A 14561-nucleotide genomic window follows, 5' to 3' on the forward strand; every position below is an offset into this window, starting at 1 on the left:
TCCGGGCGACTCGAACTCAAGCCATCGTGCGCACAGTTCGCGCACAGTCATCTCCCGATTCCGCTTCGTTGTCGGTGCCGTGGTGCAGACTCCCCGTCAGGTGGCACTTCGCCCGGGGGAGGACAGCGTGTTCAGGGGGATCGACGAGGTCGACTGGGCCTCGCTGCGGCATGCGTACGGCAGCGCGGAGGACGTGCCCGGACTGCTCCGGGGACTGGCCTCCGCCGACCCGGCCGAGCGGCAGACCGCGCTCGACGGGATGTACGGCGCCGTGCACCACCAAGGCGATGTGTACGACTCGACGCTCGCCTGTCTTCCGTTTCTCCTCGCGCTCGCCGTCCGCGAGAAAGGGCGCGACCGGGCCTCGGTGATAGAGCTCCTCGTCAGTATCGGCGGCTTCGAGGGCGCCCGCGACGACCTCGCGGCGAGGGCCGGCGCGGCCCTGCGCGCGCGTGCCGACGTCTTCGTCCGGCTCGCGGCGGACCCCGACGCCGCCGTGCGCCGGGCGGTGCCCGGGGCGCTCGTGCGCTTCCTCGACCGGCCGGCGCGGGTGCTCGCCCTGGTGCGCGAGCGGCTCGCCGTGGAGCGGGACGACCGGGTCCTGATCGCGCTGGCGGAGAGCCTCGGGCTGTTCGCCCGGCGGTACCACCCGGCCGACGCCGCTCTCGCCGCCGAGGCGGCCGACCTGCTGGCCGCGCTGAGCGGGCCCCCTCACGGCCCGGGGCTCCGCCTCGCCGCGCTCGGCCAGCTCGCTTCCTGCGCTCCGGAACGGCTCGGCGCCGATCTCGTGCCGACCGCGGTCCGGCTGCTCAGGGACAGATCCGCGCGACGGGCGCGGTCAGGACGCCGGTACGACGGTCCGGGCCCGGACACGCTCGCCGGACGGCTGCGGCGGCTGCGGCCCTCGGACGAGGAGGGCTCCCGGCTGCTGCGGACCCTGCACTCGGCGCTCGGAGACCGGGTGGCCGACCGGGTCGCCCTGCTGTGCGGGCAGTTGACCAGCCCGGATCCCCTCGACCGGTGCAACGGCGTGTGGATGTCGGCCGGGCTGGTACGCGAGTGGCGTACGGGCCACACGGAGCCGGTCACCTTGCTGGGAGCCCGGCTGGGCGCGGAGGAGGGGTGGGTGCACGACGCCGCGGTCGCCGTCCTGGCGGAGCTGTTCGAGCTGGCCGCGCCCGCGGCGGACCCGCTCCACACGCTGGTCACCTGTCGTCCCGGGCTTCGCATACGGCACGGGGAGCGGGGTGCGAGCGCCCTGGGCGGCCCGCTCAAGGCACTCGCCCGGGCCGGGGACGCGCGGGCGGTTCCCCTGCTGGCCGAGGTGCTGGCCGGTCCCGTCGTCCCGCACGACGTGGGGCTGGTGATACCCCACCTGGGCCGCGCCGCCGTGCCGCTCGCCCCCATGTTGCGGCGACGGCTCGCCCGTGTGCCGGTCGGCGCGCCCGACACGTACGAGCGGGCCGTGCCGCTGCTGTCAGCGCTCTCCGCACTGGGCGACGCCGAGTCCGTGCCGGTGATGTCGCGGCTGCTGCGCGGCCTGCCGGACGGGCTGCGGCGGCGCGACGCCGTCATCGAAGCGGCGGTGCGCGCCTTCGGCGCGTTCGGCAGTGCGGCGCGCGAGGCGGCACCGGAGCTGCGCGGGCTGCTGGAGACCGGCTGCGCGGTCGCGGCGGCGGACGCGCTGTGGTCGGTCACGGGTGACGCGGATGCCGTGCTGCCCGTGCTGCTCCGGGAGCTGGCGGCCCCCGGCAGCGATCGGCGGCGACGCGCGGCGGCCGTGCTGGGAAGACTGGGGCCGGTGGCCCGGCCGGCCGGGCCCGGGCTGCGTGCGGGGACGCGCTCCGCCGACGCCTGGGAGCGGGTCACGGCCGCGTGTGCGCTGTGGCGGACCGCGGGGGAAACGGAACAGTGCCTTCCGGTGCTGCGCTCCGCATGGGCGGACCACCCGCGCACACGCCGGACGATCGCCGGGTGCGTCGCGGCCCTGGGACCGGCGGGAACACCGCTGCACGACCTGCTCCGAGCGGAGCTCGCCTCCCCCCGGCGGCATCTGACCGCCCCCGGAGGCCAGGGCGTACGCGCGGACCTGGACCTGCTGCGGACGTGCCGGCAGGCCCTGTCCGGAGAGGCGCACCGGTAGGCGGCGTCACCCCGCCGTGCGTCCCCACATCGGGCCGAAGCGGGCCCACTCGACGTCCCACCGGTCGATACGGCGACGCTCCAGGCGGCTGCGCAGGGCACGGCCCGCGACCAGGGGCACGGCCGCGGCGCACACGCCCGCCGCGCCTCCGGTCAGCCAGGCCCGTACGCGGGCCTGGGCGACGGTGACGGGCCGGGTGACCTGGCGGCCGTAGGGGTCCGTCCACACCGTGACCGGGGTCCCGGCGGCGCTGTCGGCCGGCACCCGTAGCCGGCCCGAGTGCTCGGAACCGTCCGGGGCGTTCCACCGCGCCGTCGCCCACACCCGCTCGGCACGGGACGAGGGGGCGTTCCCGGCGGCCGTCCCCGGAGCGCGTTCGGCGAGCCGTGCCGCGACGGGGCGCCACGCGGCGCGCTCCCGGGCCAGCCCGTCCTCGACGGACCGGCTCACCGCCGCCCCGGCCGCCGCCCCGAGGAACACCGTGAGCAGCCACACGCCCAGCACGACCCAGGCCTCCAGCCGGTCGGCGCGGCGCTTGAGCGGATTGCGCCGCCAGCGCCACAGCCACACCCCCGGACCACGTAACGCCATCGAGGCCTCCTTCTCACGAGCCCACGGCCATCCCGCCGCCTTCCCCCATACGGACGGCGGCGCCGGGATGCTCACCGCACCTTTCCGGCGGGGCGGTCCCCGCCCGCCTCCGGCCCGCGCGAGCGGCTTGCCGATGCGGGCCGCGAGGCCGCCGGAACATCTCGCGACACCCCACTGACCTGCGGCGGAGCAGCTTCCGGGGGTGACTGTCAGTGGTCGGGTGCAGACTGGCCGGTGTCCGGGACGAAGGCGTCGACGACGACGCCGCGGAGGTGATCGGCATGACCGAGGTACTGCTCGCCGTGGGCACGCGCAAAGGCCTGTTCATCGGGCGCCGGCGAGGTGATGGCGCCTGGGAGTTCGACGAGAGCCCCTACTTCAACGCTCAGGCCGTGTACTCGGTCGCCATCGACACCCGGGGCGGGACCCCTCGGCTGCTGGCCGGCGGCGACAGCGCGCACTGGGGGCCGTCCGTGTTCCACTCCGACGACCTCGGCCGGACGTGGACCGAACCGGCCCGCCCTGCGGTCAGGTTCCCCAAGGAGACGGGGGCGTCCCTGGAGCGGGTGTGGCAGCTGCACCCGGCCGCCGCCGAGCCGGACGTGGTGTACGCGGGCACCGAACCGGCGGCGCTGTACCGCTCGGAGGACCGCGGGGAGACGTTCGATCTGGTCCGGCCGCTGTGGGAACACCCCACCCGGTCGAAGTGGGTGCCGGGCGGCGGCGGTGAGGGACTGCACACCGTGCTCACCGACGCGCGCGACCCCAAGGCGGTGACGGTCGCCGTCTCGACCGCCGGTGTGTTCCGCACCCTCGACGGCGGCGCGAGCTGGGCGCCCTCCAACTCGGGTGTCTCCGCGGTGTTCCTGCCCCACCCGAACCCGGAGTTCGGCCAGTGCGTGCACAAGGTCGCCCGGGACGCGGTGACCCCGGACCGGCTGTATCTGCAGAACCACTGGGGTGTGTACCGCAGCGACGACGCGGGCGCACAGTGGACGGACATCGGCGCGGGCCTGCCGTCCACCTTCGGCTTCGCGGTGGCGGCGCATCCGCACCGGGGGGACACGGCGTACGTGTTCCCGATCAACGCCGACGCCGACCGGGTCCCCGCCGACCGCCGGTGCCGGGTCTACCGGACCGCGGACGCGGGCAAGAGCTGGGAGCCCCTCACGGCGGGGCTGCCCGGGGAGGACCACTACGGCACGGTGCTGCGCGACGCGCTGTGCACGGACGACGCGGACCCGGCGGGCGTCTACTTCGGCAACCGCAACGGCGAGGTGTTCGCGTCGGCGGACGACGGCGACAGCTGGCGGCAACTCGCCTCGCACCTGCCGGACGTGCTGTGCGTGCGGGCCGCACGCGTCGGCTGAGCCGCAGATGGCACGGGGGACGCGGCATGGGGCTCGGCGTGGGGCCGGGCGGGGCACGAGGCGCGGGGCGCCGTGGCTGGACAGCCTTGGCCACCGGTTGATCGCCGCTGCCGGCACGGCAGTAGGGTGACGCCCGTGGCACCACGACCCTTGCATGAGATCGTCGAAGCGGGCTGGGCGAAGGCCCTGGAACCGGTGGCCGAACGCGTCGCCGCGATGGGGGACTTCCTCCGCGCGGAGATCGCCGCGGGACGCACCTACCTGCCGGCCGGGCCGAACGTCCTGCGCGCCTTCCAGCAGCCCTTCGACGACGTACGCGTCCTGATCGTCGGTCAGGACCCGTACCCGACCCCGGGACACGCGGTGGGGCTGTCGTTCTCGGTCGCGCCGGACGTGCGGCCGCTGCCCGGCAGCCTCATCAACATCTACCGCGAGCTCAACAGCGACCTGGGGCTCCCCCAGCCGTCCAACGGCGACCTCACGCCGTGGACTCGGCAGGGCGTGCTGCTGCTCAACAGGGCCCTGACCACCGCCCCGCGCAAGCCGGGTGCCCACCGGGGCAAGGGCTGGGAGGAGGTCACGGAGCAGGCGATCCGGGCCCTGGCCGGGCGCGGCAAACCGCTGGTGTCCATCCTGTGGGGTCGTGACGCCCGCAATCTGCGCCCACTCCTCGGCGATCTGCCCTCCGTCGAGTCCGCCCACCCCTCCCCCATGTCGGCAGACCGGGGCTTCTTCGGCTCCCGGCCGTTCAGCCGGGCCAACGACCTGCTGATCCGCCAGGGCGGCCAACCGGTGGACTGGCGTCTGCCGTGACCGGGGTGTCGGAGGGCTCCGGCTTCCTCGCCGTGGACTCCGGCGGTTCCGGGCTCCGGGCCGTGCTGGGGACCGCCGAGCGCGGTCCGCTGGCCCGGGTGGCGTCCGACGAGCCGGTGCGCACGGGCGAGCGGGGCATCGACCCCGGGCACTTCATGGCCCAACTCGTCGGTCTGGTCCGCGCCTTGGCCGCCGAGGCCGGACCCGTGCCGTTGACCGCCGTGGCCGTCGGCGCGGCCGGTCTCGCCTCCCTCGGTGACGGGCTGCGTGCCGAACTGCCCGGCGCCCTGGCCAGGGAATGGGGCGTGCGCAGGATCGCGCTGGCCGCCGACGCCGTGACCGCGTACGTGGGTGCGCTGGGAGCACGCCCGGGCGCGGTCGTCGCGGGCGGCACGGGGCTGATCGCGGTCGGAACCGATCTGACGCGCTGGCGGCGGGCGGACGGCTGGGGGCATCTGCTCGGTGACTGCGGGGGCGGCGCCTGGATCGGCCGGGCCGGTCTCGAGGCGGCGCTGCGCGCCCATGACGGGCGCGAGGACGGTTCACGCCTCCTGCTGGCCTGTGCCGAGGAGGTGTTCGGACCGGTCGCGGGGCTGCCCGGCGCGCTGTACCCGCGCCCGGACCGGCCCGCCGTCCTGGCCTCTTTCGCACCCCGCGTGGCCGCCTGTGCCGGCGAGGACCCGGTCGCCGCGGGCATCCTGCGCGCGGCCGCCCGGCACATGGCCGACTCCGCGGCGGCCGTGTGCCCCGCCGACGGCGAACCCCGTGTGGCCGTCACCGGCGGTCTGTTCAAGCTGGGCGACCCCCTGCTGGGTCCCCTGGACGCGGAACTGGCCCGGCGGCTGCCGCGGGCGCGGCGGGTACCGGCCGAAGGCGACCCGCTGGACGGCTCGGTGCGCATCGCGACCGCATTGAGCACCGGTTCGCTCATGCTGCCGGCCGACCCGAGGATGCTGTCCGTGACCACCCGGCCGGGTGATTGATCCGACGATACCCAGCCCGTACGTAACTCATCAGACAAAACAGGACGGATACCGCTCACCTGCACCCTCCCCGAACAGGGGAACCCAAGAAGCCAGTAACATGCGGCGCCATGAGTTCCCCCACTGGGCCCGCGGATGGCCTGCCCGTACGAATGCCGCGCCCCCGCCAGCCCGGACGGCATCGCCGTCCCGAGCCGCTGGTCGCTCCCGAGGGCGCGCCCGCGCTCGTCCTCGCCGTGCCGGGGACGCCCAGTAGCGCCACGCGCAGCCTCGCCGAGGAGGTCGTGAGCATCGCCCGCTCCGAGCTGCCCGGCCTCGACGCCCGCATCGGGTACCTCGACGGGGACAACGCGGAGTTCCCCTCGCTGCAGGCCGTGCTCGTGCGCGCCGCCGAGGAGCGCACGGCCCGTTTCGAGCAGGCCCGCGCCGCCGGCATGGACGTCAAGATGCCCGACGGCCCCGTCGCCGTCGTCGTGCCGCTGCTCGCCGGCCCGGACAGCGCGCTGCTGCGCCAGGTCCGCCAGGCCCTCATGGAGAGCCGTGTCGCCGCCGAGCTGACCGACGTCCTCGGTCCGCACCCGCTGCTCGCCGAGGCGCTGCACGTGCGGCTGTCCGAGGCCGGTCTGGCCCGGGCCGACCGCGCCCGGCTGTTCACCGTGGCGACCGCCGCGGACGGCATCATCCTGGCCTCCGTGGGCGGTGACGAGGCGGTGCAGGCGGCCGGGATCACCGGCATGCTGCTCGCCGCGCGCCTGGCGGTGCCGGTCATGGCGGCGGCCCTGGACCAGGAGGGCTCCATCGCCTCCGTCGCCGAGCAGCTGCGCTCCTCCGGCTCGCACCAGCTGGCGCTCGCGCCGTACCTGATCGGCCCGGAGATCGAGCAGGGGCTGGTCGAGGAGGCCGCGAAGGAGGCGGGCTGCTCCGCCGCCGAGTCGCTCGGCCCGTACCCGGCGATCGGCAAGCTGGCCCTGGCCAAGTACACGACGGCCCTGGGCATCGCGCCGCAGCAGGCGCAGAGCATGCCGGTCCGCTGACGCGGGACGTGGACGTACCGAGGAAGGCCCGCTCCGGGTTCGGAGCGGGCCTTCTCGCCATGGGGGGAGTGCCGGCCCTTCGGCTCTCCGCTAGCGCAGGACCACGTACGACGCGGCGGTCACTCTGATCGAACCGGCGCGCCGGGGGACGCCCGTGCGCGGGTCGACGGCGAACCAGGTCACGTCCCCGGAGCGTTCGTTCGCGACGTACAGGAAGCCGCCGGAGGCGGTGAGGGCGCGCGGCCAGTGGCCGCCGCAGGGCACCGTGGTGACCAGCCGCAGTTCCTCGCCCTCGACGGCGAGCACGGACAGGACGTCCTCGCCGCGGGTGGCGGTCCAGACGAAGCGGCCGTCGGGCGAGGTGACGACGCCCGACGGGTAGGCGTCGCGTGCGGGAGCGCCGGGCAGCACCGGGACCTCGGACAGCGGCGTCAGGGCGCCTTCCGCGGCGTCCCAGCGGCAGACGGTGACCGTGGGGCTCAGTTCGTTGACGACGTACGCGTGCGAGCCGTCCGGGTGGAAGGCCAGGTGCCGGGGCCCCGAGCCGGGGCGCAGAGCGGTCTCCCGGTGCAGGGCGAGGGCGCCCTCGGTCAGCGTGCACACCCGCACCGAGTCCGTGCCGAGGTCCACGCTGACGGCCCAGCGGCCGCTCGGGTCGGCCTGCACCTGGTGGGCGTGCGGCCCCTGCTGACGGGGCGTGTGCGGTCCCGCGCCGCTGTGCCGGAGCACGCCGGAGGCGGATCGCGCGAGAGTGCCGTCGGGGCGCACGGGCACAGCGGTGACGCTGCCGGAGCCGTAGTTGGCGGTCAGGACGTGACCGTCGAACAGGCTGAGGTGCGTCGGACCGCTGCCGTCGACCGGCACGGGGCGCCCGGCCGGCTCGGGCTTGTCGCCGTTCACCCGGTACGCGGCCACCGCGCCGTCGGGCGTCTCACTGACCGCGTACAGCGTCCCGCCGTCGGGCGAGAGCGCCAGGCAGGAGGGGTCAGGGACGGCGTTCACGCTGCTCAGCACGGTCAGCGCCCCGCTGTCGGCGTCGACCTCCGCCATCACGATCCCGGGGCCGCCGGCCGCCGTGAACGACCCGATGAACGCCCGCCTGCCGTCCGCCACCGCTGTCCCCTCTCGCCCGCACCGCCCGGAAAGACCGCGCAGCCGATCATGCGCGGTCTAGACCAAGCGGTCAAGGGCGGGTCGCCCGGTCGGACCCGGGCGAGGCGCAGGGCGGGTCCGCATGGGGCAGGCCGTCGGCGTGCGGCGTGATGTCCCTGCCCCCGATGAGGGCCTCGACGGCGGCCTCCACCCGGCGGCGGGTCGTGGCGAGGCGGACGTCGTGAGAGGCCTCCGGGTCGCCGTGACGGCGACCAGGCGGCGAATCTCCCGGGCGCAGCCGTCGGGGAGGGCGAGCAGGTGCCGAGCTCGCCGCGTAAGGCCGGCATCAGGTTCAGCCGTGCACGAGGGAGGAGACCGGGAACCGTACCCGGGCGACGAGCTTCTCCAGCTCCGCCACCCGCTTGCGCCACTGACGGAAGGGCGCGGCGCCGGAGAGGATGCCGGGTGTCCAGTGCGTCATCGGTTTCAGCTGCGCCCAGCGCCGGGTCCGTGTCCGCCGCACCCCCCTGCGCCGCGCGGTCTCGACGGCGCAGGCGTGCACACGGCACAGGGCGCGCCGGATCCAGCACCGCGCCGTAGCGCCGACGCTCTGCCCCGCTCAGGAACGGGCAAGCGGAGGCCGCTGGGACGAACCGAGCGGCATCGCCAGAGCCGACAGTGCCTTCTCCAGGCCGCGCAGATGCGCGAGGGCCGACTCGATCTCGTCCCGCTGAGGCAGCTCGCCGGTGGGGAGCGCCACCCGCCTGCGCCCCAGGTCACCGGCCGTGAGGGCTTCCACCGCCGCCTCGACGCGCCAGCAGGCAGCGACAAGCCGGGCGTCGTGCGACGCGACCGGATCGGCGGCGACGGACACCAGGCCCCGCACTTCGCGGGCGCAGTCGTCGAGCAGTTCACTGACCTGCCGGGCACGGGCCTTGCGAGCGCGGAAGGGGGTGAGGGGGTGCATCAACGGGGCGAGTGCCATCCGTACCCGGCCGAGCAGGAGCTCCAGTTCGGCTGCGTGCGGGGCGGGGTCGCTCTTCGGGTCTCCGGCCAGGCGAGCGGCCGCTTCGGCGGTGGCCGCGTGGACGCAGTGAAGGGCGAGCCGGATCCACGCGTCGGTCGTCTTGTGCGTGGTGACCGGCAGGACGAGGACCACGGCCAGCGCGGCACACAGCGCGCCCACGCCGGTCTCCGCCAGACGCAGCCCGAGCAGGCCGGGGTCCAGCACGCCCAGCAGGCCGTAGAGCAGGCTGACCATGACCGTCACCGCCAGCATCATCCAGGTGTAGGAGACGGGGGCGGTGTAGAAGATGCCGAAGACACAGCCGGCGACCAGGAGGGCCGTCGGCGTGGGCGCGCCGTGCAGCGGGATGGCGACCGCCAGGCCGACGACGATACCGATCACGGTTCCGCAGACCCGGCGGAAACCGCGGACCAGAGTCTCGCCGCGCGACGTCGTGTTGACGAAGATCCACCAAGTGGTGCCGACGGCCCAGTACCAGCGCTCCTCGGAGAGGAACTGCCCGACCAGGAGGGCGAGGGCAGCGGCAGCTGTGGCCTGGAAGGCCTGCCGGGTGGTGGGCCGTGCCCATCCGGTGCCCGGCAGGACCGGCGGAGCCGCCGCGGGTGGGGTGCGACGCTCGATGGGCCAGAGCACGAATCGCGTGGCGCCGGCCGCGCAGAGGGCGAGACCGACGGCGGTGTACAGCTCGGGCAGCTGAGCGGGGACCGCGTGCAAGAACTGCGTGACGAAGAAGTTCATGAACGCGAAGATCCCGAGCGCGTGGCCCCGCGGACCCCAGCGCCGGGCGTAGACCCCGCAGAAGACGACGGCCAGGAACGCGGCGTCACGGGCCGGGGTGATGCCGTGCAGTGCGGTGGCGAGCGCCAGCACGGGGAACCCGGCCACGGGCAGCAGGGCGGTGGTGATCCGCTGGTCACGAACGGTCGCGTCGGTGACCGTGAAGAGGGCGAGCAGTGCCGCGAGCCCTCCGGTGATGGATGCGGTGAGCGACAGCCCGCAGAGTTCGGGAACGGCGACGGCGGCGGCGACACCGATGACAGCGCGGGTCGCGTTCCGCAGCCTCGAGCGCCCCGGGTCCGGAGCCACGAACATCCTCTTCACGGCGGTGCGCCGCCCCCCTCTCGGTGGTACGTGCCCTGTCCACGTGCCGTCCCGGGTGGTGGACGGCAAGCGGACACGACTGCGGCACCGCGGTCCGGACCCGGCCTCGTCGCCGTCCGGCGCTGCGCGGCGCCGCAAGTACATGGATAGGGCAAAGATAACCATCCGAGGGCCCAGTGGCTCCACTGCCCCGCATTCGACTGCGCCAATGGCTCAGTGGATCGAGGTCGATGGAGACCGATGGTCGGCCAATGGATCAGGCCGGGGCCCGGAGGGCACGCAAGGGCACCACAGTCACGCCGCTTCTCACCCGTGCGCGTCACCCAGGATCCGCAGCGCGCGTTCCAGGTGGCGGCGATCCACCGGCGACAGCGGCCGGAGACGTGGGTGCGCAGCTGGGACACGTGCCTGGTCAGGGCGCGGTCCAGCGCCTCGGCGCCCTTGTCGGTCAGTACGGCGAGTGCGGCCCGCCGGTCGTGCGGATCGGGGTCCCGGCGGATCAGCCCTTCCTTCGCCGGTCGGCGAGCCGCGTGAAGCCGCCCGAGGAGAGGTGAGCGGCGCGCCGTCCCCGGGCCCGGCTCGGCCTGCACCCCGGCCGCTGATGCGGACGCAGGCGGTGAGCTGCCCGCGGGCCGAATTCTTCCGCCACGCCGACCACGCCGGGACCAGCGACCGGCCGCAGCACCGAAGGTCTTGAGCGCAGCACGGCGGCGCCCACGGCCCCGGCCGGAACGTGCGACGCGTGTCCGGGCGGGGCCGTCGCCGGCATGCCGTGGCCGCCCTCTCTGCTGCGATCGCAGTAGACGAAAGTGTCTGCATACGGCCGACGACGAGAGGCCGGAGAACTGCGAGCGTCGGGGTGGGTCGTTGTGACCGGCCCGTACGCATGGCAGATCCCTGGAAAGGCTCGTCGATGTCCCCTCTCGCCCGCTGGTGCCACCGGCACCGGCTCGCCGTCGTCCTGCTCTGGGTGGGCTTGCTGCTCGCCCTCGGTGCCGGAGTCGGTGCGGCCGGCAACGCCTTCGGCAACAGCCCGATATCGCAGGACACCGACTCGGCCAGGGCGACGGCCCTGTTGCAGCAGGCCTCCGACAGCGCCGCGGGCAAGAGCGGCCGGATCGTCTGGCAGGTGAACGGCGCCGAGGCCAAGGTCACCGGGCCCGCCGCCGAGCAGGCCATGACCGGCGCCCTGGAGGACGTCGCCGAGGCACCGGGTGTCGCCTCCGTGACCAGCCCCTACACGCCCGAGGGCAGGGCGCAGGTCAGCGAGGACGGCAGGACGGCCTACGCCACGGTCGCCTTCGAGCAGGACGTGTCCGACGCGCAGATCGACCACGTCAAGGAACTCGCCACCGACCCCGAGTCGGGGAACCTGCACATCGCGCTGAACGGGCAGGCGTTCACCGTCAACCCCGAGCCCAACGCGGTCGCCGACGCCATGGGCATCGTCCTCGCCTTCGTCGTGCTGCTGTTCGTCTTCCGGGCGGTCTGGGTGGCCGCGCTGCCCATCATCACGGCCGTGGTCGGTGTCGGCACCTCCGCGGTCACGGTGATGCTGCTCAGCCACGTCATCACGCTCTCCGACACCACGCTGACGCTCGGTTCGCTGATCGGTCTGGGCGTGGGCATCGACTACGCGCTGTTCATCGTCAACCGGCACCGCGCCAACCTGATGGCCGGCATGAGCGTGGCCGAGTCGGTCGCCAAGTCCCTCAACACCTCCGGCCGGGCCGTGGTGTTCGCCGGTCTGACCGTCGTCGTCGCGCTGCTGGGCATGCTCACCCTGAACGTCGGCATCATCAACGGCATGGCGATCGGCGCGGCCGTCACCGTCGTCCTGACCGTGCTGGCCGCCATCACCCTGCTGCCGGCGCTGCTCGGCATGATCGGCCCGCGTGTCCTCAGCAAGAGCGAGCGCCGTGGGATGGCCGGGCTCGGCGGGCAGCGCTCCTCGGGCAGGGCCGGGCTGTGGGCCCGGTGGGCCGAGCGCGTCCAGGCACGGCCCAAGACCCTGGGTGTCGTCGCCCTGGCCGTGCTGGCGGCACTCGCGCTGCCGACGCTGTCGCTGCGGCTGGGCGCGTCCGACGACGGCAACCTGCCCGCGTCCTCGACGAACCGCCAGGCGTACGACATGATCGCGGACGGTTTCGGACCGGGCTTCAACGGCCCGCTCGTCCTCGCCGTCCAGGCCCCCACCGCCGCCGACAAGGCGGCCCAGGCGGAGCTGGTCACCGCTCTGAAGCGGGTCGACGGTGTCGCCGGTGTCGGCGCCGCACCCATGAAGGAGGGGCGGACGGTCGGCGTGATCTCCGTCGTCCCGACCACCTCACCCCAGTCCGAGGCCACCTCCGACCTGATCCACCACCTGCGTGACGACGTGATCCCCCAGGCGGAACGCGGAACGTCCCTGAAGGTCTACGTGGGCGGAGTCACCGCGAGCAACGACGACTTCGCCTCCGTGCTGATGGGCAAGCTGCCGGTGTTCGTGCTGGTGATCGCCGTGCTCGGCTTCCTGCTGCTGACCGTTGCCTTCCGCAGTCTGCTCATCCCCGCCGTGGGTGCGGTGCTGAACCTGCTCAGCATCGGCGTGGCCTTCGGCGCGATCGTTGTGGTCTTCCAGTACGGCTTCGGTGCCGGACTCCTCGGGCTCGGTGCCGCGGGGCCGATCGAGTCGTTCGTGCCGATCCTGGTCGTCGGCATCATGTTCGGCCTGTCCATGGACTACCAGGTCTTCCTGGTCAGCCGGATGCGTGAGGAATGGGCGCACACCGGTGACAGCCGCCGCGCGGTCCGGGTCGGGCAGGCGGAGACCGGCAGGGTGATCGCCGTCGCCGCCACCATCATGGTCTGTGTCTTCGGCTCCTTCGTCTTCGGCGGCATGCGCGTCATCTCCGAGTTCGGCGTCAGCCTCGCCGTCGCCGTGGCCCTCGACGCCCTGCTGATCCGCATGGTCGTCGTCCCCGCGCTCATGCATCTGTGCGGACGGGCCAACTGGTGGCTGCCCCGCCGCCTGGACAAGGCCCTGCCCCATGTCTCGGTGGAAGGCCCCGCCGACGAGCCCCCGCACCCGCCGCACGCCGTGCGGGAGCCGGAGACCACCGGCCTGGCCCGCTGACCGTCAGCGCGACGGACCCACATCGCACGCGGGCCGGTGGAAGGCGGGTGACCTCACCTTCCACCGGCCGGCGCCGCACAGAGTGAGGGAAGGGAACTGCCCATGGTGTGGCGACAGTGGCCGGCCCGTCATGACCGGATCGCGGACGCGCTGCCCGCGGTACCGCTGATCGTGATCGCCACGGCGGCGACGGCCGTCGGCGGGAACGACTGGCACGCGCCGCGTTGGCACGAGGTCGTGTGGACAGCGCTGTCGTGCATGCCCTTGGTTCTCCGGAGCCGCTGGCCGCTGGGGGTCGCCCTGTTCACGGTCGCGGGCGACCTGACGCTGATGGCCGTCGCCTCGCACATCGCGCCGACCCCGGCGGCGAGCCTGATCGCCCTGTACACCCTCGCCGTGCACGGCAGCCGGCGCACCGTGTGGAGCGTCGGTGTGGCCGCAGCGGTGGCGATCACCGGTGTCTACGCCGCCACCCACGCCGAGTCGTTGGTGGCAGGGGCCAGCCTGCTGCGCTTCGACGCCGTGCTCGCCGCCACCGCGCTGGGCCGGGCCGTCCGCAGCCGACGTGAGAATCTCGCGGCGGCCAGGGAACGCGTCGAGCGTGCCGAGCGCACGCGGGAGGAGGAGGCCCGGCGCCGGGTCGCGGAGGAACGCGTGCGCATCGCCCGCGATCTGCACGATGTCGTCGCCCACCACATCACCCTGGTGAACGCCCAGGCCGGTGTGGCGCACCATCTCATGCGCGCCAACCCCCACCAGGCGTACGAGGCGCTGGCCCACATCAAGGACAACAGCCGCGCCGCTCTCGACGAACTCCGCGCCACCGTCGGCCTGTTGCGCCAACCCGATGACGCGCCGGGCTCACGGGCCCCCATCCCTCGCCTGGCGGATCTCGACCGCCTGGTGGGCGGCTTCCGGGCGAGCGGGCTCGCCGTGTCCGTGACCCGGACCGGGGATCCGTCCCCGCTGGCGCCGGCCACCGAGCTGACCGCCTACCGGATCATCCAGGAAGCCCTCACCAACTCCCACAAGCACGCCTCGGCGACCCGGACCGAAGTCGTCCTGGACTACGGGCCGCACGCGCTCCGGGTCACCGTGACGGACGACGGACGCCCCGGCGCGTCCAAGGGCACAGGCACCGGCCACGGGCTGATCGGCATGCGCGAACGAGCCCTCGCCACCGGCGGCACCGTCACCGCGGGGCCCCGGCCGGAGGGCGGCTTCCAGGTCTTCGCCGAGCTGCCCCTCCCACTCGCCCCCACCCTGCCCGACGCCCCGTGAGGAACCACCCG

Annotated in this window: 11 protein-coding genes; 7 read left to right on the top strand and 4 right to left on the bottom strand. The window is 74.3% G+C overall.

Annotated elements, in window-relative coordinates:
- Nucleotides 1–127: 127 nt before the first annotated feature.
- Nucleotides 128–2143, top strand: coding sequence for a HEAT repeat domain-containing protein (locus AC0665_RS18620; protein ID WP_478705364.1), 2016 nt, complete (start codon nt 128–130; stop codon nt 2141–2143).
- Nucleotides 2144–2149: 6 nt separating this feature from the next.
- Here AC0665_RS18620 and AC0665_RS18625 read toward each other — a convergent pair whose 3' ends face one another.
- A complete protein-coding gene (locus AC0665_RS18625; protein WP_478705365.1) occupies nt 2150–2734 on the bottom strand; it encodes an Rv1733c family protein in 585 nt (194 codons plus the stop codon).
- Between the two features lie 212 nt (nt 2735–2946).
- Here AC0665_RS18625 and AC0665_RS18630 point away from each other — a divergent pair, with 212 nt between their 5' ends.
- The 4 genes from AC0665_RS18630 (at nt 2947) to AC0665_RS18645 (ending at nt 6934) form a co-directional block, all read left to right on the top strand.
- Complete coding sequence (locus AC0665_RS18630; protein ID WP_478705366.1) at nt 2947–4104, top strand: WD40/YVTN/BNR-like repeat-containing protein; 1158 nt, start codon at nt 2947–2949, stop codon at nt 4102–4104.
- Between the two features lie 135 nt (nt 4105–4239).
- Nucleotides 4240–4917: a uracil-DNA glycosylase gene (locus AC0665_RS18635; protein ID WP_478705367.1), complete on the top strand. Its 678-nt coding sequence runs from the start codon at nt 4240–4242 to the stop codon at nt 4915–4917.
- Nucleotides 4914–5900 (top strand): N-acetylglucosamine kinase, encoded by a 987-nt coding sequence (locus AC0665_RS18640; protein ID WP_478705368.1) that lies wholly within the window; start codon nt 4914–4916, stop codon nt 5898–5900. The genes AC0665_RS18635 and AC0665_RS18640 overlap by 4 nt, the downstream gene beginning before the upstream one ends.
- Nucleotides 5901–6010: 110 nt before the next feature.
- Nucleotides 6011–6934: a sirohydrochlorin chelatase gene (locus AC0665_RS18645; RefSeq protein ID WP_468405499.1), complete on the top strand. Its 924-nt coding sequence runs from the start codon at nt 6011–6013 to the stop codon at nt 6932–6934.
- Between the two features lie 90 nt (nt 6935–7024).
- On the opposite strand, the gene AC0665_RS18650 is transcribed toward AC0665_RS18645, so the two are convergent.
- The 3 genes from AC0665_RS18650 to AC0665_RS18660 all read right to left on the bottom strand — a co-directional run bounded on the left by AC0665_RS18650 (nt 7025) and on the right by AC0665_RS18660 (nt 10145).
- Nucleotides 7025–8047, bottom strand: a complete 1023-nt coding sequence (locus tag AC0665_RS18650) for a lactonase family protein (RefSeq protein ID WP_468637777.1) — start codon at nt 8045–8047, stop codon at nt 7025–7027.
- 331 nt (nt 8048–8378) lie between these two features.
- A complete protein-coding gene (locus tag AC0665_RS18655; protein ID WP_478705369.1) occupies nt 8379–8507 on the bottom strand; it encodes a hypothetical protein in 129 nt (42 codons plus the stop codon).
- Between the two features lie 138 nt (nt 8508–8645).
- Nucleotides 8646–10145: an FUSC family protein gene (locus tag AC0665_RS18660; RefSeq protein WP_478705370.1), complete on the bottom strand. Its 1500-nt coding sequence runs from the start codon at nt 10143–10145 to the stop codon at nt 8646–8648.
- A gap of 922 nt (nt 10146–11067) precedes the next feature.
- Between AC0665_RS18660 and AC0665_RS18665 the strand changes: the two genes are divergently transcribed.
- The gene (locus tag AC0665_RS18665; protein ID WP_478705371.1) at nt 11068–13269 is read left to right on the top strand and encodes an MMPL family transporter; all 2202 of its coding nucleotides are present in this window, start codon (nt 11068–11070) and stop codon (nt 13267–13269) included.
- 102 nt (nt 13270–13371) lie between these two features.
- Nucleotides 13372–14550, top strand: a complete 1179-nt coding sequence (locus AC0665_RS18670; RefSeq protein WP_478705372.1) for a sensor histidine kinase — start codon at nt 13372–13374, stop codon at nt 14548–14550.
- Nucleotides 14551–14561: the final 11 nt, after the last annotated feature.

It is taken from the genome of Streptomyces sp. NPDC043685 (assembly GCF_056436585.1).

Coding starts and splice junctions, on each gene's coding strand:
- AC0665_RS18625 (WP_478705365.1), bottom strand. CDS start 2,734: ATGGCGTTACGTGGTCCGGGGGTGTGGCTGTGGCGCTGGCGGCGCAAT.
- AC0665_RS18645 (WP_468405499.1), top strand. CDS start 6,011: ATGAGTTCCCCCACTGGGCCCGCGGATGGCCTGCCCGTACGAATGCCG.
- AC0665_RS18655 (WP_478705369.1), bottom strand. CDS start 8,507: ATGACGCACTGGACACCCGGCATCCTCTCCGGCGCCGCGCCCTTCCGT.
- AC0665_RS18660 (WP_478705370.1), bottom strand. CDS start 10,145: ATGTTCGTGGCTCCGGACCCGGGGCGCTCGAGGCTGCGGAACGCGACC.
- AC0665_RS18665 (WP_478705371.1), top strand. CDS start 11,068: ATGTCCCCTCTCGCCCGCTGGTGCCACCGGCACCGGCTCGCCGTCGTC.
- AC0665_RS18670 (WP_478705372.1), top strand. CDS start 13,372: ATGGTGTGGCGACAGTGGCCGGCCCGTCATGACCGGATCGCGGACGCG.